Source organism: Psychrobacter glaciei (genome assembly GCF_014652895.1).
In the GTDB taxonomy this organism is placed as follows: domain Bacteria; phylum Pseudomonadota; class Gammaproteobacteria; order Pseudomonadales; family Moraxellaceae; genus Psychrobacter; species Psychrobacter glaciei.
This window is the reverse complement of the sequence record NZ_BMZR01000004.1, coordinates 183,097-210,092: the sequence shown is the minus strand read 5'-3', so window position 1 is coordinate 210,092 and position 26,996 is coordinate 183,097. Positions and strand designations below refer to the sequence as shown.

General features: G+C 43.3%; 20 protein-coding genes and 1 pseudogene. 15 read left to right on the top strand and 6 right to left on the bottom strand.

All coding sequences use genetic code 11. The annotated features are described in order from the left end of the window. Positions 1 to 153 precede the first annotated feature (153 nt). Entirely contained in the window at positions 154 to 1,344 is a 1,191-nt protein-coding gene (serB, locus tag IE130_RS10780; RefSeq protein WP_189585702.1) for a phosphoserine phosphatase SerB, read from the bottom strand. A 460-nt stretch (positions 1,345 to 1,804) separates the two neighbouring features. Here serB and IE130_RS10775 point away from each other — a divergent pair, with 460 nt between their 5' ends. The 7 genes and pseudogenes from IE130_RS10775 (at position 1,805) to IE130_RS10745 (ending at position 7,836) form a co-directional block, all read left to right on the top strand. Then, a complete protein-coding gene (locus tag IE130_RS10775; protein WP_189585699.1) occupies positions 1,805 to 3,358 on the top strand; it encodes a hypothetical protein in 1,554 nt (517 codons plus the stop codon). A gap of 194 nt (positions 3,359 to 3,552) precedes the next feature. Next, positions 3,553 to 3,786, top strand: coding sequence for a PA3496 family putative envelope integrity protein (locus tag IE130_RS10770; protein WP_010201674.1), 234 nt, complete (start codon positions 3,553 to 3,555; stop codon positions 3,784 to 3,786). 534 nt (positions 3,787 to 4,320) lie between these two features. Continuing rightward, positions 4,321 to 4,878 carry a YecA/YgfB family protein gene (locus tag IE130_RS10765; protein ID WP_010201673.1) on the top strand — a complete coding sequence of 186 codons (558 nt, stop codon included), beginning with the start codon at positions 4,321 to 4,323 and terminating at the stop codon, positions 4,876 to 4,878. 96 nt (positions 4,879 to 4,974) lie between these two features. Further along, entirely contained in the window at positions 4,975 to 5,499 is a 525-nt protein-coding gene (locus IE130_RS10760; protein ID WP_189585696.1) for a hypothetical protein, read from the top strand. Between the two features lie 25 nt (positions 5,500 to 5,524). After that, a pseudogene (locus tag IE130_RS10755) lies at positions 5,525 to 5,869 on the top strand (YbjQ family protein); the annotation flags it as partial. Between the two features lie 163 nt (positions 5,870 to 6,032). Then, positions 6,033 to 6,518 (top strand): YbjQ family protein, encoded by a 486-nt coding sequence (locus IE130_RS10750; RefSeq protein ID WP_010201671.1) that lies wholly within the window; start codon positions 6,033 to 6,035, stop codon positions 6,516 to 6,518. Between the two features lie 394 nt (positions 6,519 to 6,912). Further along, complete coding sequence (locus IE130_RS10745; RefSeq protein WP_189585690.1) at positions 6,913 to 7,836, top strand: bile acid:sodium symporter family protein; 924 nt, start codon at positions 6,913 to 6,915, stop codon at positions 7,834 to 7,836. Positions 7,837 to 7,993: 157 nt separating this feature from the next. Here IE130_RS10745 and IE130_RS10740 read toward each other — a convergent pair whose 3' ends face one another. Next, positions 7,994 to 9,121 carry a formate/nitrite transporter family protein gene (locus IE130_RS10740; RefSeq protein ID WP_189585687.1) on the bottom strand — a complete coding sequence of 376 codons (1,128 nt, stop codon included), beginning with the start codon at positions 9,119 to 9,121 and terminating at the stop codon, positions 7,994 to 7,996. A 356-nt stretch (positions 9,122 to 9,477) separates the two neighbouring features. On the opposite strand from IE130_RS10740, the gene IE130_RS10735 reads away from it, so the two are divergent. The 5 genes from IE130_RS10735 to IE130_RS10715 all read left to right on the top strand — a co-directional run bounded on the left by IE130_RS10735 (position 9,478) and on the right by IE130_RS10715 (position 16,823). Continuing rightward, entirely contained in the window at positions 9,478 to 12,423 is a 2,946-nt protein-coding gene (locus IE130_RS10735; RefSeq protein WP_189585684.1) for a valine--tRNA ligase, read from the top strand. Positions 12,424 to 12,632: 209 nt separating this feature from the next. Further along, positions 12,633 to 14,381: a hypothetical protein gene (locus IE130_RS10730; protein WP_189585681.1), complete on the top strand. Its 1,749-nt coding sequence runs from the start codon at positions 12,633 to 12,635 to the stop codon at positions 14,379 to 14,381. Positions 14,382 to 14,389: 8 nt separating this feature from the next. Further along, positions 14,390 to 15,682 (top strand): VWA domain-containing protein, encoded by a 1,293-nt coding sequence (locus IE130_RS10725; RefSeq protein ID WP_189585677.1) that lies wholly within the window; start codon positions 14,390 to 14,392, stop codon positions 15,680 to 15,682. 264 nt (positions 15,683 to 15,946) lie between these two features. Then, positions 15,947 to 16,369 carry a YbaN family protein gene (locus IE130_RS10720; protein ID WP_189585674.1) on the top strand — a complete coding sequence of 141 codons (423 nt, stop codon included), beginning with the start codon at positions 15,947 to 15,949 and terminating at the stop codon, positions 16,367 to 16,369. 244 nt (positions 16,370 to 16,613) lie between these two features. After that, complete coding sequence (locus tag IE130_RS10715) at positions 16,614 to 16,823, top strand: cold-shock protein (RefSeq protein ID WP_010201661.1); 210 nt, start codon at positions 16,614 to 16,616, stop codon at positions 16,821 to 16,823. A gap of 293 nt (positions 16,824 to 17,116) precedes the next feature. Here IE130_RS10715 and IE130_RS10710 read toward each other — a convergent pair whose 3' ends face one another. Further along, on the bottom strand, positions 17,117 to 18,202 hold the full coding sequence (locus tag IE130_RS10710; RefSeq protein WP_189585671.1) for a YeiH family protein: 1,086 nt from the start codon (positions 18,200 to 18,202) through the stop codon (positions 17,117 to 17,119). Between the two features lie 248 nt (positions 18,203 to 18,450). Here IE130_RS10710 and IE130_RS10705 point away from each other — a divergent pair, with 248 nt between their 5' ends. Further along, on the top strand, positions 18,451 to 19,386 hold the full coding sequence (locus tag IE130_RS10705; RefSeq protein WP_189585668.1) for a LysR substrate-binding domain-containing protein: 936 nt from the start codon (positions 18,451 to 18,453) through the stop codon (positions 19,384 to 19,386). A 154-nt stretch (positions 19,387 to 19,540) separates the two neighbouring features. On the opposite strand, the gene IE130_RS10700 is transcribed toward IE130_RS10705, so the two are convergent. Beyond that, a complete protein-coding gene (locus IE130_RS10700; RefSeq protein WP_010201658.1) occupies positions 19,541 to 20,002 on the bottom strand; it encodes a universal stress protein in 462 nt (153 codons plus the stop codon). Between the two features lie 434 nt (positions 20,003 to 20,436). Here IE130_RS10700 and IE130_RS10695 point away from each other — a divergent pair, with 434 nt between their 5' ends. Beyond that, the gene (locus tag IE130_RS10695; protein WP_189585665.1) at positions 20,437 to 23,514 is read left to right on the top strand and encodes an insulinase family protein; all 3,078 of its coding nucleotides are present in this window, start codon (positions 20,437 to 20,439) and stop codon (positions 23,512 to 23,514) included. 72 nt (positions 23,515 to 23,586) lie between these two features. Here the strand turns inward: IE130_RS10695 and IE130_RS10690 are convergent, their stop codons facing one another. Beyond that, the gene (locus IE130_RS10690; RefSeq protein WP_189585662.1) at positions 23,587 to 24,150 is read right to left on the bottom strand and encodes an NUDIX hydrolase; all 564 of its coding nucleotides are present in this window, start codon (positions 24,148 to 24,150) and stop codon (positions 23,587 to 23,589) included. A gap of 655 nt (positions 24,151 to 24,805) precedes the next feature. On the opposite strand from IE130_RS10690, the gene IE130_RS10685 reads away from it, so the two are divergent. Beyond that, entirely contained in the window at positions 24,806 to 25,543 is a 738-nt protein-coding gene (locus tag IE130_RS10685; RefSeq protein ID WP_189585659.1) for an NUDIX hydrolase, read from the top strand. A gap of 54 nt (positions 25,544 to 25,597) precedes the next feature. Here the strand turns inward: IE130_RS10685 and IE130_RS10680 are convergent, their stop codons facing one another. Then, the gene (locus IE130_RS10680; RefSeq protein ID WP_189585656.1) at positions 25,598 to 26,929 is read right to left on the bottom strand and encodes an oxygenase MpaB family protein; all 1,332 of its coding nucleotides are present in this window, start codon (positions 26,927 to 26,929) and stop codon (positions 25,598 to 25,600) included. Positions 26,930 to 26,996: the final 67 nt, after the last annotated feature.

Sequence of the window (26,996 nt, the reverse complement as noted above, 5' to 3'; positions counted from 1 at the left end):
ACTAAAGTCATGCTCAGGCAGTAAGGTTCAAATGGTGTTATTAAAATAGCGCCATAGTCAGTGGCAACAAAATATAAAAACTATAAATATAAAAGCCAGATTAATGACAAAGACATTAACCTAGCTTTTTATAGTGTGTCCGGCATTTAGACATTACTCAGTAGGAGCAAGTGCGGGATAGCCAAGCGCGTAGAGCACGCCTTCTAGACCAGTCACATTAATCGCTGCATCGGCACGTGCTTGCACAATAGGCTTAGCATGATACGCGACCCCCAAGTCAGCAATCGCCATCATCGGTAAATCATTGGCACCGTCACCGATACAGACCACTTGTGACATCTCGATACCCAAACGCTCAGCAGTATGTTCGACGATAGCGGCTTTTTTGGCACCATTAACGATGGGTAATTGTATGTGACCAGTGACCTCACCTTCGTCGATGTCTAAAGCATTGGCATGAACTTCGTCAATGCCCAATTGCTCAGCGATATAACGGGCAAAATAAGTAAAGCCGCCAGACACCAATACCGTATGATAGCCCAAGGCTTTTAGTGCGCTGATGGTAGTGCGAGCGCCTACAGATAGCGTTAAGCGGCTGCATATATCATCGAGCACATCCGTTGAGATGCCTTTTAATAACGCCACACGCTGCGCGAACGACTCATCAAAATCAATCTCACCGCGCATGGCCGCCTCAGTGATGGCTTCGACTTCTTCACCAATTCCCGCTGTTTTTGCCAGTTCTACGATGACTTCTTGTTCAATCAAGGTTGAGTCCATATCAAAGCAGGCAAGCTTGTGGGTACGCAGCATATGACCGACAGATAAAATATGGCAGTCAACGACGTTTAAGTCGTCCGCAATATCCGCGCTATGCGTGTTTTTATATTGCTCGGTCAACTCATGACGCAAGCGCGTGGTCAATTGATCATCGATGATATGAGCCGCCGCCGTCTTCTTGCCAGGGTGCATGAGAGTGTCGGTTACTGGCATCAGTAGATAGCGGAATACTTGCGCCTGTGTAAAGGGAAGACGTTGTGCATCTGCTGCCATCGGCTCTGTATCAGAAACCGTGATATTGACAAAGCTTGCATCGGTGTCTTCGGCGACGGTCACTAAATGCCAGCTTGGTTGCTCATCGACCCACGACTGAATATATCGATGAATATCCATTGCTGACACTTGAGTCGGCAGCACTACGATGAGTGCAAAAACAGGCAGCGACTGTAGCGCATCAAAATCTTGCAAATTGGTATCATCAGGTAATAATGCCGCAATAGAGTCGACGGCTTGTTGCCATGCTTTGCTGTCTTTTGGTAACGAATAAGAGGTATTTTTTGGCATGGCTCAATTGTCCCTTGTATGCTCATATAAGATTGGGAATAATAACAGTTTTACTGAGCAGCGCCTATAGATGACGCGCAAAGTATCGCAGGTGTCTGAAATTGCCTGTCAGGGCGCAAAAACTGCTCAAATGCGATAAAGTTATCATGATAAATTTATAAAGCGACTAACGCTATAAGGCTTATTATGGTGATATAGTAGATGAGATAAACTGACCACTTGGTAACGATGTTGTGGCAAAGACAGCAGCGGTGTTAATGATGCAGATTGCGATACTATCATGAGTTAAGTTTAGTCCGATGGGCGAGAGCTATTTGACGTCATCGTGGTTTAAATAATGGTGATTGGTTTCAGTAACGCTCTATCAATATGCACGCATCACAATTTTCTAAAAATTAGCCAAAAAATGAGCAATAGCCTCGTTTTTTAATTTCTCTTCTCCAAAAAAGTTTACCATATCATGACGTATTTAGCGCCGCGGCAAGGGTTGTTTGCCATTATTCTTCTGGTTAGTTTTTGTTTGCAGACGCTGTTATTGGTCATCAGTACCGATCAACAGCTGAGCAAAAGTCGTGCGTTAAAAGGCGAGCAGATGGTCGCCCAGCTGATTGATGAGTCAAGGTTGTCTTTAGAAAATAAAGACCGTGTCAGTCTCAGCGTCATTGCCAATCGCTATACCAGCGAGCAAGACGTCACACGGATACTGATTAAAGACAACAACGACGACATTTTGGTGCCTGTTGGCAATGCACCAATGCAGCAAGGTGATACCATTCGTCAGATCGCTACCAATGGCGATTCTGTCATTGGCAGTGTGTCGTTGACACTAAAAGATATTAGCAAGGGCGAGATTATCGCTATGCAATGGCCGTTTGTCATCGGTACTATGCTGCTGCATTTATTGCTTTGGCTGATTTATGGTTATCTGGCTCGTCCTACTAAAGAGCAAATCAATGCGCTCAGCCGTGATGTCGAAGATTTATATCGCGAGCAATATCGGCAGGTTGATCAACGCAGTGACTATCGTGAGAATGCTCGCGAGAATGCTGATGGTGCGAATGGTTCAAATGACAAGCGCTCAGCCGATAACGAGAATGACAATACTAGAAACAGTAGCAATAAAAATGAAGGTCGTAATCTTGATGACAATCAAGGGGCTGGTGAAGCCAGTAATAAAACCACAAATACTCGCAAAATTGACGTCCATAATGAAGTTAATGCCTATCTAAGGGCGCAGCAGAATCAAGATGCGACGACTGAAGACACTGGTCTTAATGCTGACAATGTCGCTGAATATCGTACAGATGATCAGGCCGCCAACGCAACGCAAGACGATGGGCGTAGCAGTGATAATGGCACTCATAAAGTCAATGGCAGTGCCTCTCAGTTATCTACCGCTAAGCTATCTGCCACACGCGCAGTTGACACGGTCAGTGTTCAAATCGTATTTCATGACGAATTTAATATGCTTGAGCGTCTAGCGCCTTCCCAGCGCTTGCCTTACCTTGCGCTATGTACGCAGCTACTCAATCAGGCAATAACCGAACTACTCAAGCAACCACTGCTGATGGGTGTGAGTGCGATGAATGAACCACGCTTTGACGAAAGCGGTGCCTGTGCGGTGCTCAAAGCGGATAATAGCCATGCCAAAGTCGCGCTAGCAGGCGTGATGCTTGGCAAGCTCTACCTGATGCTCAATAAGATCATCCACGACAAGCATATTGAACTGTCGCGTTTTGCCTTGTCAGCCAAAGCTGGGGTGAGTGATGATGCCCAAGCCGATGCCATGACCCAACTGTTACAAAGTGTGGGCAAAAAAGAGCAGATGTTGATATTGCTGCCTAATGCTGGACTCAAACAAATCAGCAACCATGTTCAAGTACACAGCATCATGCGTCCGACAACTGTCTATGAGCGTGAGTGCGCGATATTTGATGGTGGCAATGACTCGATGATTCAGCGTTTGGCAGATGTCCGTAACGCAGTTCTGATGATTGAAGAAACGGATGAGTAATATGCTTCATCGCTATTAATGCTGCCACTTTCTCTACAATTGCCTGCGAGATAGCCTTTACGATTGTTCTTGTGTTTGTTGCTAAATAGGGCATAGTGATAAAAAGGATTGACAATGCCCAGTAGAGACTTTATAAGGCATATATATATTCACGTATTTTTAATACCCTTGCCAAAAAATGATAGGAGTTTGTCATGAGTGACGCTGATATTGACGACGATTTTGATGATGATTTTGTCGACGATGATGATGCAAAGATGGTAGAAGAGGCTGAGACTAGTGTGCGTACGCGCCTAAGTAGTCTTGAGAAGCGTCGACTAATCGATAATTTGCTAGAAGAAAAGCGTTTGGCTAAAGAATTAAAAGACGATCTTGACGATCTAGATAACTTCGATGAAGATGGCGATGATTGGGATGATGATTTTTAGGTTTTAGACTTAAGTTAAGGATCATATTAGGTCAGCCAAGCAGATGATACGATTAAAGTAGGCCCAGTAAACCAAACTAAGCCAATGCCTTAGGGGTTGATCGTGACTGAATTGTGCTAAGCTGGCTGTACCATATTTTGGTTTTGAATGCTTGGTTTTGAATGCTTGGTTTTGAATGCTTGGTTTTAGTTTTTAATGATTGCTGTGCCACTTAGGGCGTGTCATCAATTAGCACATTGATACATTTAGTGGTCTTAAAATGATTAAATTTTGCCAAACATCGTCAGAAATCTTGTCAATAGGTTCATATTTACGTCAATTTCTTTCTTGTTTGGCTGCAATTTTCCTCATTTTAGGCCTCACAATCTAAATGATGACACGCCCTAGCTATATTCAATAAATTTATTTTATAAAGGTTGTTTGGTTTTAGGTGTGTCATCCAAGCAACTGCTATCCCCTTCTTATTCACCATCAGACATTTAATCGGTCGTTTGTGGTGACTGACGCAATCCATCTTTCAAGGATTATTACATCATGAGTAACCAACTAAGTTTTGATGAATTACTAGATTATTTGGACAATCAAGAGAGCCAGTTTGTGCTCGATAGTGTCGCCGCGCATGGTTTTCTGACAGCGACAGTCATCGGTCGTCCATTGCCTAATTGGATGGATGCGCTATTTGAAGGTCATGCTAGTGAGATTCCAGAAAATGTCATCGATGGCATTAAGCGCTGGCGCGACTCTATCATCGCTGAACTAAAAAATGAGACGCCTATCGAGCTACCGTTTGGTGAAGGTGCTGGCGACGAAGAAGTGGCTGTCGATTTTTCAGACGAGTCAGACATCGTTGCTTGGTCAATTGGTTTTGTCGATGCCATGTATGGCGATGAAGCCAGTGATTGGTTTGAAGATCAAGACACCGCAGAAGACGTGGCAGTACTGACCTTGCCAATGATTGTGCTTAGCGGCATCGATGATGAAGATCCAGAGCTATCTGAGATGCGTAAAGATGAAGACAAAATGGTACAGATGGCCAATAGCATCGAAGGCAATTTGACTGAGCTGTTTTTGTTGTTTCATACCAACGACTAACAGTTAAAAAAATACCTTTTATCGTAATTGAGAGTGGTTCTAGCTTTACTTAAAGCGCTGCTATAATAATATTAGCTTGTTAGATTAGAGAGAAATATGAAAAAATCATTACTACCACTACTTTTAATCGCAGGTTTGGCATCAGGATGCGCAACAACTTCTACTCTATCAACTAAAGGCAATGTTAGTGTAGCGAAGGTGAAGTTAGACTCTGTCAATGTCAATTTAAATCAAAAATATGATAACCCTGTATTTTATAGTCAAGGTGATATTGAACACTACCTTAGTGAGTGTTTAGTTACTGAGTTGTATAAAGAGGGCAAGTATCAAGCGAATGCAAAAGCTAGTGTAAATATAAATATAGATTATAAGAGAGTTTATACTGGTGAAGCTTTTGGTATGCAAAAATCAGTTTCTAGACCAAGAATTGCCTATAACTATAAGATATTGCAGGACCGCAAAGTTTTACAGCAGAAAGAAGAAAAAGATTTGAGTATCAATGCAGGTTTATTAGAGAATTTGAAAACAGTAGCTACTATGGATGTAGGTAACACCGAAAAAGAGGCGGAAAACTCTTATTTAGATGCACTGTGTAGACATATAGCCGAACAGGTTTATTAATTTTTCTAATTAGGTCTTAAATATTATGCAGCTCTCCAACCTTGAACACTTACCCAATTATCAAATCACCGAGCGTCTCGATGTGGTGTACGGCAGTACGGTACGCTCAAAGCATGTCGGTAAGGATTTGTTCGCCAGTCTAAAAAACATCGTTGGCGGCGAGCTGACTGCCTATACTGAGCTACTAGAAGAGTCGCGCCAAGAGGCGATAGATCGCATGATTGTAAAGGCCGAAGCACTCGGTGCTGATGCCGTCGTTGGTCTGCGATTTTCGACCTCTAGCATCGCGCAAGGTGCGTCAGAGCTGTTTGTCTATGGTACTGCGGTCAAAGCAGTACCTGTGCAACAGCAGCCTGCATCACCGCAACCACCCCATTATCCATCTGGTCACATTCCACCTATTCAAAATGCACCTACTCAAAATCCGCAAACGCAACCGCCAACTCCAGCGGATGATTTACCACGTTTCAATCCTTTTGGTTAGTTAATTAAGTTTTAAAACACTAAAGCTTTTTTATGATAAGAGACGTGCCATGAATAATTCTATGACTCAATTCCTCATTAACTACGCGCCGCTTATTATATTATTCGTGGTGGGGTGGTTCTTTGGATCGCGTCATGAGCGCCAACACTTAGCACAGCTCAGTATCGCAGAGCAAACCTTGGGTCACATCGTGGTCTCAAGCGAGCGCTTTTATTACCCCAAGCTGGCAGCCGATAGTAAAGGTGAGCTGGTACTCGGCAGCGTGGTGATTGCCCAAGATTACTTTAAGATGATTATCGCTCGGGTACTGAGCTTATTTGGCAAAAACTTAACCACTTATGAGACTTTGCTAGATCGCGCACGGCGTGAGGCTATCGTCCGTATGCGCACGCAGGCACAAGCCAAAGGCTACAATCATATCTATGGTTTACGTCTTGAAGTCACTAGTATCAATCAATTGGGCAGCATGGTCGAAGCCATTGCCTATGGCACAGCAGTGGTCGATATCGACACAGCAACTGACCACCACAAATAGCTGAGCCAATCCCTAATTATCTGTAAGTTTCTATAGCTCTTCGGACAGTTATCAATGCTTGTTTCTTCAATGCCATCGTAAGCATGCCATCCTAAAATTTATATTTACATCTATCAGCGTAAATACCTCAAACCTATATTCCATTACAAAAGCCCATTATTGACCGGGGAGTAACTGAATGATGTAAGTTATGAGCACGCGACAACGCTATACTTAATTTTATCGTTCGATATGCTGGTGTACGTGTATTAGCAGGATTGGCTTATACCGCTAGCGTGAAAAATATCGTTATAAATTCTACAGCAACCTAGCCATTAAGTGCTTTGATCAAGTGCATTAAGGACAAGCGCTGTGTGTCGACCTATAGACAGGTCTTATCTACATGGATGTAGTTATGGAAAATCTTGAAATAGTCACCTTAGTAAACTCAGTCGTTATTCCCCTTTGCCTATTTTTGATTATGATGGGCATGGGTATGACCCTCATTACCAACGACTTTAAACGTGTTTTGAAATACCCAAAAGCGGTCAGTATTGGCTTGCTCAATCAGCTTATCTTATTGCCGATAATTGGTTTTGCACTGGCAAATATCATGCCGCTGCGACCTGAGTATGCGGTAGGGGTCATGTTACTCGTGCTCTGTCCGGGTGGTACCACTTCCAACCTATTTACCTTCCTTGCCAAAGGCGATGTAGCGTTATCAGTCACTATGACGGCCATTGCTAGTGTCGTCACGGTATTTAGTATTCCTGTTGTCCTGAGCTTTTCACTGATTCACTTTATGGGTGCTGGGAGCGAGTTTCAACTGCCGATTATAAAGACAATGATTTCTTTATTCGTCATCACCATTCTGCCTATTAGTATTGGTATGCTGATCAAACGCTTTGCGCCAAGAGTTGCTGATAGCTCACAAGTCATAGTCTCTCGTTTTGGCGTGACGTTTTTGACATTCTTGGTCGTGTTTTTGAGTTATGTACAAAGAGATATCATCGTTGAGGCCTTGATCGCTACCGGACCAGTATCGTTGCTACTAAACCTGTCAACCATGGCGCTTGGTTACTATAGCAGTAAATGGTTGGGCTTAAACCTAGCACAACGGACGTCCATCACTATGGAAGTCGGCTTGCAAAACAGCACCTTATCTATATTTATGGCGCTCACGCTATTGTCTAATTACGACATGTCGATGACACCAGCTATCTATACGTTAGTCATGTTCTTGACAGCAGGTATTTTGGTGCGCATATTTAGCGCAAAGTATAATAAGATGAAGAAGACGGAAATTGAGAAAGGTGTTTTGGCTGCACGTATGCTCTAAATGTGTCGTCAGTGTTGAGCACTTATTGCTTATAAAATATAATTACTCATAAAATATTGCCAGCGCACACTCTTAAATAATGAGTTTGCGCTGGCATATGTTTGTGCGAATCAGAGCCTTTATGAGTTGATAATAATTTGATAGTCATTTGATTGCTCTAGCGATGTCGTCTATCCATCCTCGATATTTGATTGTCTTTATTTTGCTGCTTAACTTTGGCGACATCAAATAAGAAAGTACGGTTTTTGAGAACTGCGACAAATACCACGCCACCGACGGTATTGCCCAATATTACCACCACCAAAAATATCAAGTAACGCCAAAATCCGACGGTGTTGCCATAGAGTAGGGCAGAAAATACCTCAATATTACCCACGATACTATGATGCAAACCCAAAAAGCCAATACTGCCTGTGATCAACGACACCAGCACGATACGGCTAAGGGTGTCGCGTGCCGAGGTGACAAGCCACGCAGCAACGCCCATCATCCAACCTGCTAGTACGGCGCTACCAAATATAACCCACCATTCAAATCCTAAAACATGCTCGGAATAGGCGTCGATATCGCTGACGTCAAACAGATGCATATGCAAACCCAAACCGATCATCAACGCTGCAAATAGACAACCGCCAACGATATTGCCAGCGATGACAATCCCCCAAAGCCGCATGAGTTTGTTTAATGGTTCGATACCATTGAGCACTGGTAGGCTTAGCAGAGACGTTTGCTCAGTGAACAATAGCGATTGACCAATGACGACGATAATAAAGCCAATCGGATAAAGTAATGACGCCAGCACCATGGCATATTGATTGGGCATTACATCGGTCAATAGGGCGAAGGCGGACAAAATCATAAACAGGCTAATACCAATCTCCAATCCTGCGGTAAAGGCACTGGTAAATAACGAGCCAAGCGAGCGATTAAAGGTTTCTTTGGCATCGATGACTTGTTCGACTAAGATGCTGGCATAACTTTTTGGTTCGCTTAAGTTGTCATCGCTGGCCACTTCTTTGATGGTTTCTTTGTCTTCGTCACTGATCTCTTTTGGCAAGTCTTCATCTTTTATGGCGTCACCTTTGGGCACACCTTCATTTTGGTTTGCGTCTTCAGAGCCATTTTGGCTTTCATTTTGAGCGCCATCCTGATTGGTTCCAGTAGCCACTTCTAACGCCTTGCTATTGTCATTCTCATCGGCATTGCCACTACTCTGCGCCGCGTGAATACTAGCTGTCGAGCTCGGATCATTATTTTTATTAGAATTATCTTTGGTATTAGGCATGACAGTAAACTTATATAAGAGGAGCGGTGAGTGAAGGATATAAAAATAACGGTCAAACCAGTGTCAACGTCATAGCCGTCGCCATGTTGCTGCAATGCAAAAAAGCTTATTTTAATAAGTTACAGTAAGGCCATAACGACTGCAAGTATCGAAAAAGCATTCGATACTAACAAAATCTGCCCATATAAGATAAAATCATCCTACTAACTTTTTTGTTTGCTCGAATCACCTATTATTATCCAGCGTTAGCGCTATGCCTGAACCCAGCTTGCGTTGGTTAATTGTATGAATTCAGCGATAACCATACTTTTGCTTACTATTTATTTAATCCATTTACGTTTTAGTCTGAGAGCCTTATGAGTAACCCTAATAGCAAAAATAATTTAACCCAGTCTATCCAAGCCGCCTTAAGCCAATTAGAGAATGCCTACAATCCTGCGGAAGTCGAGGCAGGCATGTATCAAGGCTGGGAAGAAAGCGGCTATTTTAAGCCGACTTTTGACAAAGACGAGTCATTTTCTATCGCACTACCACCGCCGAACGTCACTGGCTCACTACATATGGGACATGGTTTTAACAATGCAATCATGGATGCGCTCACGCGTTATCACCGCATGGATGGTGACAATACGCTATGGCAACCGGGTACGGATCATGCGGGCATTGCCACGCAAATGGTCGTTGAGCGTCGCCTAGAAGCACAAGGTATCAAGCGCCGTGACATGACTCGTGAAGACTTCATCGATAAAGTATGGGAATGGAAAGAAGAGTCGGGCGGTAATATCACCAGTCAAATTCGCCGTTTGGGCAGCTCGGTTGATTGGTCACGTGAGCGCTTTACCATGGATGACGGTCTGTCCAATGCGGTAAAAGAAGTGTTCGTTCGTCTATTTGATGATGGACTTATTTATCGTGGTAAGCGTTTGGTCAACTGGGATCCTAAGTTCCAAACCGCACTGTCAGATTTAGAAGTAGAAAACCACGATGAAAAAGGCAGTTTGTGGCATTTCCGCTATCATTTCACCGATGCAGACCTAACCACTCAAGATGGTAAAAACTATCTGGTCGTAGCAACTACGCGTCCTGAGACGCTACTTGGTGATACCGCCGTTGCAGTCAATCCTAGCGATGAGCGTTATGCGCACTTAGTCGGCAAAACCATTACCTTACCAATCACTGGTCGCGTCGTGCCTATCGTCGCTGATGATTATGTCGAAAAAGACTTTGGTACAGGCTGTGTCAAAATCACCCCAGCGCACGATTTCAACGATTATGAATTGGGTCGTCGTCATAGCTTGCCATTGATTAACATTCTCGATGAGCGCGCCAATATCTTAGCAGCGATGGAAGTCTATCCTGATTTGCAGACGCGTGAGCCAGAGTTAGAGACCACGCCTAGTGAGTATGCAGGACTTGAGCGTTTTGCCGCACGTAAATTCCTTGTAGAGCAAGCAGGCGAGCAAGGCTGGCTAGAAGACATCGAAGACTATGCCCTAAAAGCCCCGCGTGCTGAGCGTGGCGGTACGATCGTTGAGCCGTGGTTGACCGATCAGTGGTATGTCGCTGTTAAAGAGCTTGCTAAGCCTGCGATTGACGCAGTAGAAGACGGTAGCATCGAGTTCGTCCCTGCGCAGTACAAAAACATGTATATGTCGTGGATGACCGATCTGCAAGACTGGTGTATCAGCCGTCAGTTGTGGTGGGGACATCGTATCCCTGCATGGTATGACGATGCGACGGGTGAAATCTATGTCGCCCGTGACGAAGCTGAAGTTCGTAGTAAATACAATCTAAGCGATGATATCGTATTGCGCCAAGATAATGACGTACTCGATACGTGGTTCAGCTCAGGTCTATGGACATTCAGTACGCTTGACTGGGCAGACGTCAACGCCGATCCACGCGTGATGGATACCTTCCATCCAACCAGCGTGCTCGTGACGGGTTTTGACATTATCTTCTTTTGGGTTGCCCGCATGATCATGATGACCATGCACTTCGTGAAAAACGAAGATGGCACGCCGCAAGTACCATTTAAGACCGTTTATGTGCATGGTCTGGTGCGTGATGGCAATGGTCAAAAAATGTCAAAATCAAAAGGCAACGTTTTAGATCCGATTGACCTAATCGATGGTATTGATCTAGAAGCGCTGGTAGAAAAACGCACCAGCAATATGATGAATCCAAAAGACGCGGCCAAAATCGAAAAGCAAACGCGTAAAGAGTTCCCAGAAGGCATCCCAGCCTTTGGTACAGATGCACTGCGCTTTACCTTCACATCCTTAGCCAGTACCGGTCGCGATATCAACTTTGATCTAAAGCGTGTCGAGGGCTATCGTAACTTCTGTAATAAAATCTGGAACGCCAGCCGTTTTGTACTCATGAACTGTGTCGATAGCGAAGGTACTGCCAAGCCTATCGACCAAGCTGCGAACCCTGACGTTTGGGAATTACCAGAAAAATGGATCATGAGTCGCCTGAACTCTACCATTGCCGATATCCATCAGCATTTCGCCCAGTATCGTCTCGATATGGTCAGCCAAGATATCTATGAGTTTATCTGGAATGAGTACTGTGATTGGTACGTTGAGCTTGCCAAAGCCAGTCTAAATGATGACTCGGTGTCTGATGAGCGCAAAGCGCAAATCCGCTATGTGCTACTGCACGTACTAGAGACGGCGCTACGCTTTAGCCATCCAATCATGCCGTATCTGACTGAGCAAATCTGGCAGACGGTTGCACCGCTACTGAATCGCAAAGACACCGATAGCATTGTAGTCGCTGACTATCCAAAAACGGATGACGCACAAATCAGTGAGCAGGTTGAAGCGGATATGGCGTGGCTACAGGAGCTAATCGCTAGCGTCCGTAACATCCGTGGTGAGATGAAACTGGGTAATGCGGTACGTCTGCCAGTGCTGCTGCAAAATATATCTAGCGACGAAGATGCACGTCTGTCACGTATCAAAAACCAGTTCAAAGCGCTTGCCAAAGTCGAGAGCCTAGAGATCGTCAAAGAAGGCGATGAGGTGCCGCTATCGTCATCAAGTATGGTTGGTCAGTTACGTGTACTTGTACCGATGAAAGGGCTAATCGATCCAACGGCTGAGCTGGCACGTTTGGGTAAGTCATATGATAAGTTGAAAGGTCAATCTGAAGGCATCGCCCGTAAGCTAGGTAATGAAGGCTTTGTTAGTAAAGCACCTGCGGAAGTGGTCGATGCTGAAAAGGCAAAACTGGCTGAGCTAGAAGGGCAGTTGACGGCGATGACGGCGCAGATGGAGCAGTTAAAGGCGTTGTGAATAAAGCGTAAGTATCTATAGTAATAAAGAACGCTGTCACATTTGTGATGGCGTTTTTTTATTGTCTACTGGTTAGTTCTCTGAGTAGCTCTTGTCCCTAGTAAATACTGAATATTTGTATGCTATTCTACAAATTTACATCCACAGTATGAGTAAAAAAATTAGTGTGAATAAATTGTATGCGCTTAATTCGATTGGGAAATAAATAAATGAAATGTAAATTACCAAGTGGTTGTAAAAATGATATTTTTCGAGAGCTTGATTACTGTGTTTTGCATTGTTCAGATGAAGGGGTTGAAAAAAAAGATATAGATAATTACTTGGAGGAGTTTGCTAACGTATTTATGGAATACTTATATGAAAATATTTTGAAAAATACTTTCTATAAAGTAAATAAAGATGGAGTAGCTATACGTAATTATTCTATCCATGAATTTAAGCATAAAAATATTATTTTGAATAATGAACTAAAAGAAAGAATGGGAGAAGTAAGTATTATAGTTAAAAATATAGTTTTCCCAAGAAATAGTGGACTTGAAGATTTAATGTTGAATATTAAAACAATAATAAGATATTTAGGTAGTGTTAATTTTGAAGAGTGTCAATTCGGTTATTTATCTTTTAACGGGTTCTATAATTGCTATCACAAAAATTGTAATTTTAATGATGACTTACTGATATATCCATTTTCACAAGTAGTAGATAAAAATAATGAAAACATTATTAAGTACAGATATGTAGGTTGTAAGTTTAAAGAAAATGTACGTTTGACTCCATCAATATTTTCTAACGATATATATTGTAATATGTTTGCAAACTGTAATTTTAAAAAAGATGTATTTATTATTAATTTGACGATACATAAAAATTTATTTCTATTTCCAGACCCTCTTAAAGACTCTGATATCAAGTCTGTAAATATTTATTTTGAAGAATTCAAAAATAGCTATGATATTAATAGTATTCACATAGAGAATTGCATATTTAAATCTGATTTTAAGATAAACGGACTTGATAAGAGGTACATAGATAATTTAAGATTTTATGGATGTACGTTTAAAGAAAATATTCAGAATATAAATATTATAAAAATAATAGATACTAAGTTTGAGTCTAAAGTTGAGATAAAGTATAGGAATATAGAAGATTTTAAATTTATCAACTCTAATGTAGATAAGATATTTGACTCTTTTAAAAGTAGGTTTAAGAAAATCGATTTCAACAAGAGTGTTTTTAATAGTTTTGCAGGTTTTGAAGAGGTTGTATGTGGATTATCGGTAGATGATAAAGATTTAACTGAAGAAGAGAAGTCGTTATTTAAGAGCCCTGAAAGTACTAGACTTAGTTATTTGACGGTGTTCGAGCATGTAACTTTTATGGATTTTTCAAGTTTTAGAGGTGCTAATTTTAATTCAGGATTAGATTTTTCGAAAAATAATTTAAAAGATAAACCTAATTTTTTAGGTGTGAAAATTAATTCACTAAATACTAAACGGGAAACATTTAGAATTGTGAAAAGCTCATTTGATGATGCAGGTAATCAGATTGAAGCGAATAAGTTTTTTATTGAGGAGATGAAAGCTTACAGAAAAGAGCTCAAGGTCAATAGAGGTAGTTTGTTTGAGCGATTTATACTATTCTCTAATAGGTGGATTTCAGACTTTGGTGGCAATTATGTGTTACCTATTGTGTGGCTAGTAGCGAGCATTGTGATATATACGGCAATAATTTACTGGCATCACTCATTTTTCACTGAAGCTAAGAATACATATCTTTGGCATTCTAATTTTGATTATGTATCCATTAGAGCTAATGATTTTGCAAAAAACTTCTTACCCTTTAGTAGATTTCTTACAGGTAAAAGTGGTATAGAGTTCGTGAGTCTATTGTTTTATATATGGTTTGCAGTTTTAATTTGGCAAACTATCGTAGCTGTCAAACGACATACACAACGTTAAGGAAAATCATGAACCATCTCACCGTCGGACAACGCGCGCCTTTAAGTAACTTTGCTATCAACGATACCGCACCCATCACGCTTAAATTCACTCGCCAAAGCCCAATCGAGATGGACATCAGCTGCTTTGCCTTAGACGCAGCGGGCAAACTGATCAATGATGATTACATGGTGTTTTATAATCAGCCAACCTCACCGTGCGGGCAAATCAAGCTCACCCATTACGAGTCGCAGCCAACGGCGAATAAAGGCATCCAAGCCGAGTTTGAGGTTAACTTATCCAAACTGGCTACGAATATAGACAGCTTGTTTTTTGTGTTATCAGCCGACACGCCGCTCAATCAAATTCAATCGTTAGAGATTGGCATTTGGCAGCAGTCACAAAAGGCACAGGCAGAATATCAAGCAGCAGACTTTGCTCAGCAGCAAGCCAGTATGCTGATGCAGCTTTACCGTAAGAGTGGCGTGTGGCGAGTATCTAACGTCGCGCAAGGCTTTAATGGTGGACTTGCCGCCATCGTGCAGCATTTCGGTGGTGACGTAGAAGAGAGCAGCTCGACAGTAGAAGCGACCACAGCGCCAGTTCAAGCAAAACCATCGCTAGAAAAGGTCATGCTAGACAAAGCCCCAAAACTGGTCAATCTGGCCAAAAAAGCTACCATATCGCTTGAGAAACGCCAATTGCAGCAATTAACGGCAAAGGTAGCGTTGGTGCTAGATGCCTCAGGCTCAATGAACAGACAGTACAAAAAAGGCCGCGTGCAAGAAGTGGTCAATCGCATATTGCCATTGGCAGTGAGCTTCGATGATGACCAAGCGCTAGACTGCTGGGCGTTTGCTCGAGATCCGCAGTATTTGGGTGAGATTGGGCTGAGCAACTATGACGGTTTCATTGACAACGCTCATGGCGGCTGGCGCAAATGGGCACTTGGCCCACGCATCAATAACGAAGCAGAGGTCATGAAAGCCGTGACGGAGTTTTATCAAAAGGACGGCTTGGATGTGCCTATCTACGTATTATTTATCAGTGATGGCGGGGTGAATGACAATCGCGGTATCACGAGAGTCATGACGGAAGTGGCGAAGCTACCGATATTTTGGCAGTTTGTGGGCTTGGGTGGTCGTGGTTATGGCATCCTAAAAAAACTAGACGACATGACAGGGCGCGTGATTGATAATTGCGACTTCTTTGAATTAGATGACTTGGACGACATCAGCGAAGAAGCTTTGTATGAAAACATGTTAGAAGAGTTTCCACTGTGGCTAAAAGAAGCCAAGCAACTTGGTATAGTCACGAAATAAACCAATCAGACATTTGTCACTAAAACTAAAAACCGCTCATAGTTTAGACTGTGAGCGGGTTTTTTTGCTAAAAATTCAGTCAAAGGTTGTGAGCTCACTTACTCAACCACTAACCAAACATACTTATTAATAGCAAAAACCTCGTAAAAATAGCCTTGTACCGTTTTGAGCAATATCGCATGCTTAGCTACCTATATAGGTAGCTATTTTATAAACCAGTAGCTACTTACCCCAACTGATACATCGTTGAATGACACTACTTATATGACCAATCATAAAAAAACATTTTACTATAGACCTAATACCAATCAATCGAGAAGCCCCGCAGTGCGTTGGACGTTTGTCATACTGGGTTGGATATTTTTTATATTGGGGATTATAGGAGTGCTGTTACCCGTGATGCCAACTGCGCCTTTTATACTACTGGCAGCAGGGTGCTGGGCACGCAGCTCACGACGCTTCCATTTTTGGCTGATCAATCACAAATACTTTGGGAAGTTTGTCCGTGATTGGGAAAATAATCATGCCGTACCCTTCTATGCCAAGTGGTTAGCAACGATAATGATGACTATATCGACGGCAATGTTATTTTATCGCTTGCCAGCCGATACAATGTGGATGGCATGGGCGGTAGCCACTGTTTGTAGTGGGGTTGCGGTGTATTTGTTCCGCTTGCCAAATGCCTAAAATCGTTGCAATTTGCACCAAAAATGACTAATAAAAGGGCTTTGTTACACGAAATGTCAGATAAGGCTTGCGATACTAGGATGTACCCCTTATAATACGCCCAAGCTTAAGAGCAGTTCTGCACCAAATCATTACCTCGTAGTATTAGTTATAATCCTTCGTTTTAATATTTATCGTTCAGTAGCTATTTGCAAGCGTTACCGGTCACTAGGCCATTAATAAATTAAAAAGTAGGATTATCAATATGTCAGATACTCAAAAAGGTACAGTTAAGTGGTTCAACGAAGCTAAAGGCTTTGGTTTTATCGCTCCAGAAACTGGCGCAGACGTTTTTGCTCATTACAGCGAAATCACTGGTTCAGGCTTCAAAACTTTAGCTGAAGGCCAAGAAGTTGAGTTCACTGTAACTCAAGGTCAAAAAGGCCCACAAGCCCATAACATCGTTGCTATCTAATCTGTCTTTATAGACACTTAGAGCAAGATGAAAAAAAAGCGAACCTTCGGGTTCGTTTTTTTTCGTCTGTCATTTAATATTAGATACAATAATATAGTCAGTGAAAATTAATATCGAACCATCACGCACTGCTGATATCAATTTTTCTTGCTTGCTGTGCCTGTGCAGACAGAGGCTACAAAAAATTGATATCGGCAGTATCATAGCGTTTTTGGGGTATTTTGACTATATATTAAAAAGGCCTCCGACTATAAATAGTTGGAGGCCTTTTTTTAAAGAGTGTGGTGAATCTATCAGATAGAGCTAATACCAATATTAATCAGACCGCCACCAATGATTAGCCAAGCAAACATAATAGCACCTAAGATTAGTGGCTTCACGCCAGCTTGCTTAATCGCGCTCAGATGAGTCGTCAAACCCAGTGCAAACATAGCCATCGTGAGCAAAACATCATCAAACTTGACCATACTCTGCTCAAAGCTATCAGACATCGGCACCCATGTGTGCAGTATGACGATAAGAATAAAAATAAAGGCAAACCATGGCACGTTGACCTGTTTAACGCGGTCTACAAATGATATTTTTTCGCCATGACCATCATTGTCACCCTTAGTCAAAGCAAAGGATAAAATCAGTAGAAAAGGGGCGAGCATCATGACACGTATCATTTTGGTCACGACGGCTGTATTACCAACCTCAGGATTAATCGCGTTACCTGCCACCACGACTTGCGCGACTTCGTGTATGGTCGAGCCAGTATAGATGCCATATTGCTGAGCATTTAACCAAGGCTGCAACCAACCAAGATGATATAGGAATGGGTAGAGTAGCATCGCAATAGTGCCAAAGACGACGACGGTTGCCACAGCGATAGTAACTTTATGCGCTTCTGCTTTTACCACTGGCTCTGCGGCAATCACTGCGGCTGCCCCGCAAATACTCGCGCCTGAGCCAATCAATATAGTCGTTTTTTTATCGACTTTTAGCCATCTTGTACCCAGCCAATAGGTCAATAAAAAAGTCGATGTCAGTACCAGAGCATCCATCATAATCGCTGGTATACCTACGCTAGCCACTTGGGTCATCGTCAGCTTAAACCCATAAAACATAATCGCTAGGCGCAAGATTTGACCTTTGGCAAAGCACACACCAGCATTTAGCTGCTCAGCGAAATTAGGATACACCGTATTGCCCAACAGCATACCGAACAAAATTGCCAATGTTAAGGAAGATAATCCGACGATGCGCCCGTTCGACCAAGTGTCTAGACCAGTATTGAGCCATAAACAAAATAAACTACCGACCAGCACCACGACCAATCCTGCTAAGTGCCGATTGCTTGGAAAGTAACGATTCACTGAGTGGGTAAAAGCGTGCATGACAGAGCTATCCTATTATTGCTAATCGACATAAGCATAAACTTATGAATAGACAGTATAAGATAAGCTGATTTATAATAAAAACAGATTAATAAGATACAAGCTATCGATTTTTTAGGTTAACAGGATTGTATTAATCGTTTGATAGCAAGAATCTGGTATTAAAAAGCTATATTAAAGAGAACAATATCAAGAGATTGATATTAAAAAATTAGTCCTAAAAGACGGGCATAAGGTGTCATTAATTAATGAAAAAAGCGATGCAGACGCTACCGAAGATTACGCTAAAACAATTGGCGGTATTTGTGAGTATTTATCAGACAGGCAGCACCAGCCGTGCCAGGGAAGCGCTGCATTTATCACAGTCAGCCGTCAGTAGCGCGCTGACTGAGCTTGAATCTAGACTGCAAATGCCATTGTTTGAGCGCGTTGGGCGTAGGCTTAATCAGCATCCAAATGCCCATCCCATTTATGTGCAAGCGCAAGCAATTTTGGGGCAGTCACTGACGCTTGAACATTATCACAAGCACCAAGCAGGACAGATTCATATTGGCGCGAGTACGACCATAGGTAACTATGTATTGCCACCGTTGCTGGCTGAGTTATATAAAGCCTTGCCAAATGCAAATGTGAATACTTATATCGCCAATACCCAAGAGGTAGTCGCGGAGGTCGAGCAGCTAAATATAGATATTGCGCTAGTAGAAGGGATGCCGCGACCTGCGGATACTAAGGTCATTGAGCAGCATGCATGGCGAACGGACACCTTGATAGTCTTTGCCAAACGCGATAGCAAATGGCTGACAGATATGGCAGCATATAACGATGTGGATAATTGCTACGAGCTTAGTATTGAACAACTGGCACGATTACCATTATTGGTGCGAGAAGCAGGTTCGGGTACTCGGCAAATTATCGATGAGCAATTATTACAGCATATGCCCGATGCCGAAGTCATCATGGCCATTCAGCAATCGGAGGCGATCAAGCATATGGTCAGTGCCGATATTGGGCTGGGTTGTCTATCACAGCACGTGATTGAGGCAGAATTGGTCAGCGGTAAGTTAGTACAAGTAAAAGTGGCAGGCATCGATTTGTCGCGAACTTGGTGGCTAGTGTGGCACAAAGCCCGCCATCAAAGCCCAATTTGGCAAAGCTTTATTGATATTTTGACATCAGAATGAGGGTTAGAGACATATAATAAAAAACGTCCCATAGCCATGACTATAGGACGTTTTATAAAATGTTATGTTTAGCTTGTAATATAAGCGGCTCAAGTTAACTCATTAAAGCTAAGCCGCCTTTACACTTAAGCATTGTTTATTGAAAGGTGAGCGCTTATTTATTAACAGGCTTATCCAGTCTCACGACTAAGCTATCGCAGGGTACATTTGGCAAAATATTATCTGCTGTTGCCCCACTAAGCCATGCGACGATACCATGGCGCTCATGACGACCGATAACCAGTAAATCAACGTCATGCTTATGACAATAATTGACGATACCTTCGCTACTAGAGATGGCGGTGGTCACCTCGGCATTGACGGCGGTTAAGCCATTACGCTCTAAAAATTGTGCTAGCTTGGCTCGTGCTTCTTGGCAACGCTCATCGTCAATCTGGTCATATAAGCTAGAGGCGGGTACTAGCTCATAGCCAAAACCAACCATCGTATCTTTGACAATATGCAGTACAGACAGCTTAGAACCCGGACGGTTATCGACGATTTGTTTGGCTTTTTGCGCCACTGTGTCGGCATCAGATAACAAATCGGTAACCAGTAAAATATGTTGGTAACTCATGAGGTGCTCCTCGTAGCAAGTAGTCTTAACTATAGCACTACTAATGACTGCTGTTAAGTAATGTCGGCATACTTTTAAAGCGCTAAGGTATTGTCCTTCCTAATTGTACTATAGTTAGATTCAAATAATTTCGATACAAGGAAACCGAGCGCAAGTTATACATTAGTATGCTTAGCGAGGATGACGATGTAGCGGATTTATATGGATTTGACTATATCAGCGCTGCTCTTTATTAGGATAATGCCTTGACTTCTCTGTCTGCTAGCCCCATCTATTAGCGCTAGACCCATTTTTTCATTGCTATAGCTTACCCACCATAAAACCGATAAAATTTTGAGCGTTAAATTTTAATGATCATTTTATCACGCACATTGTTACCATTCTATTTACCCTGAACTGCAGGGCATTATCTACATAATGAGCTAAGGACAACTATGACTGACACCGCATTTACCGCTGACCTAACATTGCACTCCGCATTTGAGTTGATTGAACATCGCCATATTGAGGCGCTATCGATGGATGTGCTGATCAGTCAGCATGTTAAGACTGGTGCGATGCATTATCACTTAGCACATCCAAGTGATGAAAATGCGTTTTTGGTAGGTTTTCGCACCCAGCCAATGGACTCAAAAGGCGAAGCGCACATCTTAGAACATGTGGCTTTATGTGGTTCTGAGAAATTCCCTGTGCGTGATCCGTTCTTTTCGATGATTAAGCGCTCGCTCAATACCTTTATGAATGCGATGACCGCTGCTGATTGGACGGCTTATCCGTACGCCACACAAAACAAAAATGATTACTTTAACTTGCTTGCCGTTTATCTTGATGCGTCATTTTTCCCGAATATTCATCCGCTTGATTTTGCTCAAGAAGGTATTCGTGTTGAGTTAGATGAAAATGACAAGCCGCAATTTAAGGGTATCGTTTTTAATGAAATGAAAGGCGCTATGAGCGGCGAGATTGATCAGCTGTATCATGCCGTTGCCCATCATCTCTTCCCAACGACGACGTACCATTATAATTCGGGCGGTGAACCTGCTGATATTCCTGACTTGACCCATCATGAGCTGGTCGAATTTCATCAAAGCCATTATCACCCATCAAACAGTGTGATTATGAGTTTTGGTAATATTCCTGTCGCTGAGACGCAGGCAAAAATCCATGAAGATGCCTTGATTCAGTTTGAGGCGGGCAAGAAGCATGTATCGCGTCCAGAAAAACGTCTGTCTGCACCGATTAGCGCTACCGACACTTATACCGCTGACGAAGCTGGCCCTGACCAAACCCATCATGTTGTGGCGTGGTTATTGCCATCGATTACCGACCCCAAGCAGCGCCTTGCTTTGCGTCTACTAGAAGGCGTGTTGATTGAGCATGCTGGCTCGCCGTTGCGTGCTTATCTGGACAGCCATCCACTCGGCAAAGCACCAAGTCCGCTATTGGGACTGGATGACAGTCATTATGAAATGGTCTTTTATACGGGTCTGCGCGGTTCAAACCCAGAGCATGCCGAAGCAGTCGAGCAGGGCATTATTGATTTGCTGACCGAAGTTGCAAACTCACCAGTCGATGACGAAACGATTGAAACCATCCTGCATCAGATTGAGATAGATCAGCGTCATATCGGCGGTGACAGCATTCCTTATGGTTTGAATCTCATGCTAGAAGGCTTTAGTACCGCCATTCATGATGGCAATCCAATCGATGTGTGGGAAGTTGACGAGCATTTGCAATGGCTGCGTGAGCAAGTAAAAGACGAGCAGTGGTTGCCGAATTTAATTAAGACTCATTTGCTTGATAATCAGCACCGTGTCCGCGTTACTCTGACGCCTGACAGCGAAAAAACTGCTCGTTTAGCGGCAGCTGAGCAAACGCGTCTCGACACTATCGCCATGGATTTGACTGCTGATGATAAAGCCATTTTGCACAAGCAAGCATTAGATTTGGCAGCGCGCCAAGCGGCACCAGATGATTTGAGCTTATTGCCAAAAGTTGGCTTGGATGACGTACCGACGGATATCAGCTTTAAGCAAGGCAAGCAAAAACAAGTGAATTTGAGTGGCCAAGACAGCACCTTATTTGAATATGAAGCAGGCACCAATGGCTTGTATTATTATCAAGTGATTGTGCCGTTGACCGATGCGATTGGTAATGCAGGTACAAGCGAGTTACCCGTCAATGAAGTCATTAATCATCCGCTACTGCCTATTTATTTAAGCTTACTGTCTGAGCTGGGTACCGACTCGCTAAGCGCCCATGAAATGCAAGCCAAGCAAGCGGCGCATTCGTCAGGTGTGACAGCGCGTATCAGCCAACGTACCAATATCGATGACAGCCAGTCTATCAGCAGTTATTTTGTGGTGGCAACGCGCGCGCTAAACCGCAAGCCTGAGGCGATTGATTTACTCAAAGAAGTGATGGAGCACAGCGTCTTTACGGAGCATGACCGTATCAAAGAAATTCTGCAGCAACGCCAAGCAGGTTGGCAGTCAAATCTTGCTGGTTCAGGGCATGCTTATGCGATGCAAACGGCCAGTCGTGGTATGAGTCGCCAAGCGCAGTTAGAGTATGTGCGTAGTGGTCTGCCAGCATTGAACGCGTTAAAGGACTTTTTAACCCATGCCAGCAATGATGATGCGCAGTGGGATAAGCTTGCCACCAGTTTGATGGATTTACATCAACGTTTCATCAGCCTCCCTAAGCATGCCGTCATCATCTGTGAAGCCGAGCAAACTGAACGCTTAAGCCATTTGATTGTCGATAGCTGGAAAGACAGCCAAGCGCCACGTATTGCCGCGCAGCTAAGCAGCTCTGATGCTAGTATTGAAGACAATATCCCAAGCGAATTTGCTGAGTTGCAACTTGATGCGGCACTAAATGGTGAGAAAGACGTTGTCAAATCGTTAGAAAGTGGTGCCGCGCTCGATGTTGAGGACTTGGCATGGTTAGTGCCGACCAATGTCTATCATAATGCCAGTGCCTATACGGTTCCAGCGGCTGATCATCCTGATACAGTAGCCTTGATGGTATTAGCGCCTTACTTGCGCAATGGCTATTTGCATAGCGCCATCCGTGAGCGCGGCGGTGCTTATGGTGGCGGTGCGGGCTACGATGCCAATGCTTGCGCCTTTAAGTTCTTTAGCTACCGTGATCCGCAGTGCGCTGAGACCTTTGCTCATTTTGATGCCAGTATCGAATGGTTATTAAATGAGCCGCAAACCGATGAGCAATTGGAAGAAGCTATTTTGGGGATTATCTCCGGTATGGACAAACCGGGATCTCCAGCAGGCGAAGCGATCAAAGCATGTTTTTCTGATCTGCATCATCGCGGTGCTGACTGGCAGCGTAAAATGCGTGCGTCAATTTTAGCCGTGACAGTCGCTGACTTACAGCGCGTTGCCAAGCAATATTTGCAAGGGCAAAAACATGTGCGTGCAGTCTTAGCGCCTTATGACAAAGAAGAAAAGGTAAAAGAGCTTGGTTTTGAGGTTTGTAAAATAAAAAGCTAAGGTGGTCAGACTTACCATGAGGCACAAAAAAGCCAAGCATCAAGCTTGGCTTTTTTGTGCCTAAGCACTCAATTAATACCGTTTAATGCTTTGGTCTTTGCCAATATAATCTTGATGCACAGGGAATTTATCATGGCTATCGAATTGCTTACGATCTTCAAAGTAACTGGTTAGTGTGCGACGTACCGCTTCAAAGGCGATGCTATCCCATGGAATGTCTTCTTCACTAAATAACGCACAATCAAGACTCTCAGAGCCAATACCATAAGCGCCATCTTTGAGATCGTTCAAGTAAATCGCATAAATTTGCCCAATATCAGGGATATCATAGAGGCAGTATAAATGAGGGTTGGTCACCACCGCTTCAGCTTCTTCAAAGCTCTCACGCGCCGCGCCATCAGCGATGGTTTCGCCATTCTCCATAAAGCCTGCTGGTATCGTCCATAAGCCATATTGTGGCTCAATCGCTCGGCGGCATAGCAATACTCGGCCCTTGTGAACGACCAATGAGCCACAGATGACCTTTGGGTTTTCGTAGTGAATATAGCCACAATTTGGGCAGACCAAACGCGGGATATTATCGGTGGCCGGTATTTTACGTTCAGCCTCGTTGCCACATTGTAGACAATAGCGCATATAAACTGCCTTGTTATTATGATAAGAAAGGATATGGGGTGTCACTGTAATAGCTTGGGTGTGCAGCGTTATACTTAGGGTGCAACAGTCATGCTGCCGTACGATCGTAAATAACAGCCATTACCTTAAGATAGCACATATTTTCTTTGCACAGAATGATGATAACAGTAATGTATAGTCAGAGCACTTTCAAACCGCTACCGTGTTACCCGTCCTAGATGTACTCAGTGTACTATCTGCGGTCGATCGCCTTTTAGCGATTCTAAAATTCCTTGACTATATCATTTCACCGCAGAGTCGTTGTTTGTTGCTATAAAAGAAAGGCTCTCAATTAATTCTTGTGATACAAATAGGCAGTCACATAAATAGCATGCAGTAAACAGGCGATTGCGCTAATCTAGATTGAGACATTATTTTGGGTCTTTAATTAGCACACGCTCTAGGGCATGTCCTCAATACTATGTTCCTTGTTTGACTGCAATTTACCTCATTTTTATCACCATTTTTAAGATGAGGACACACCCTAGCATTTATTAAATCATTTAATGATAAATCTATAGATTTGATGATGATAACTATCATTTTATGACTATTGTTTTTATGAATATCTTATTGTGACAAAGCTTTATACCGATAAAAATACAAGGCAATTATAATGTTACTTCCCCCGCAGTCTGTAAGTTTTGATGAATTGTCAGTCGCTGTGCCAGACTTTATTCGTTATCCCACTATTAGAAAATTGGCAGAGCGAGTGCAGCATGAGACATTAAATGCTGTCACCAGCCCAGCAATGTACAACGCTGGTGGCACCTCTCGCCGTACTCGTATTTTAGACAGCCTATATCAGACGCCCATTGCTGATGCCTCGGTGTTGGTTGCCATCACCCATGAACGTCATCCTAAGCTGCTATTGACACGCCGCGCTGCCCATATGAATAGTCATGCTGGCGAGGTATCTTGTGCAGGCGGTAAGCATGAAGCTGGCGATGGCAACAATGTCGTTACCGCATTACGTGAGGCTTGCGAAGAGACGGCGCTACCACCCAATAAAGTCCAGCTACTTGGTCAATTGCCGATCCAAACGTCCAAAAGCGGTATGAGTGTACGCCCGATTGTCGCGCTTATTGCGCCAGATTTAGTATTAGTACCTGAGCTTGGCGAAATCTCACGCATTTTTTGGGCAGATTTTGAAACCTTATTAACTCAGCCCACCGTAGAGTATGCGATAGAATATGCGATGCAAGATCAAATGGCGACCATCCTTACGCCCAGCTGGCAAGTGGATGGTGAAACAGTATGGGGTTTAACAGGACGAGTCATCGCTAGCTTATTAGAAACGGGGTTTGATCGGCAGCTTGAGTGGTATTACCGTATACAAGATACGCGCAATTAACACGCAGGGCAGTTGAGTTTTTCGCTTAAAATGTTCAACAGACCCTAGTCATCATTACTTATAGTAGTCGTCATTTTTTTTGAGCCACCAATTCATATTGTCTTGCCGTTTGGCACGGAACGCTTCTAATTTATGCGCCACAGCTTGATTGTGCTGGCGCGCTGTATCGAGAGCAAAGAGAATCGGTACTGATGATAAGACGCCAAAGCGGATCTTTGATTTTGGCAAATCCAAGCCATCACCGATATCATCACCGACTAGCGTCCGTGTCACACTGGCATTGACCATTTCAACGAAACGCCCACGGCGATTGTCTTCTCCCATCAGCTGACGCGGCAAATCATGCAGGGCTTTTGCTAGCGGCTGTCCCATCTTAAAATCTAGTTGTTGTATAGAAAGGTAGGTATATAACCATTCCCAACAAGCCGCTTCGTCTTTTGGTAGGCGATCTAGATCAACGCCCATCCAGTAGCTGGCCAGATTCCATAAATGTAAAATCCCTTCTGCTTCCTCAGGGCTGATGCGTGCACCCAGTAGGCGTAGGCCGCGCATAATCAACAACGAAAACTGCAAATGGGTAGCAATCATGTCGGTTTGATTAATAGGAAGACCCCAGTAATCCGTGTTCCAGCTGCCATCTGGATTATGATGCTGGTCGGCATTTGCTATGACACCTTTAGCAGCATTCCCTTTACCTTTAAGCAGGTTTTGTCGCACCAGTGTATGGATTTGTCGTACCTGAATGGACTGCCGCCACCCCTCAGAGCCAATCGCTAGCACTTGCTCGATGGGCTGGCGGTCGTTAGCCATATTGGCAGTTGATTGTGGATGCTCAGAGACCGCTAGAATATAAGCATAAGTACGCATCAAGCGCGGTAGCGCATCGTGCATCAAAGCACCAGTTTGAATCAAAGGCAAGGAAAGAGCAGGGATGCTATAGCCAGCCATCAGCGCGACGTTACGAAGTAGCCAAATAAGCATCAGCGGATAACGTCGATAGGCGACTGCGCCAATTTGCGCAAGCTTAGGATCAAACCAATCTGGATGGCTGCTAAATTGTTCAGTTAAGGCGCTAAACGAAGAGTGGGTTATGGGGTCATGGGTCGGAGTATCGTCAAGAATGATGTGCTGTAAGGGTTTAGAAAAACGAATACCGTCAGCCGCTAAAGCATCCGCGAGTGGATCACCGATATCATAGCCTGCGACTATCTCGTCTAATAAGTCTTGCGAGATGGCAAAGTCTTTTGGTAATAAATAACGTTTAATGCGTTTTAGGACCTGTAAGTCGCTATGATCATCGACAGCAGTGGTACGGCCATGACGCTGATAAGAAGTTGCCGACTGACGATAGGTGTCTAAATTTAAACCATTGTGCTTTTTGTTCATATTCATCCTTACACCTATCATCTATCGCGTGCGTCTGTTGCTTATCAATTACCTCATTGTCCTATTG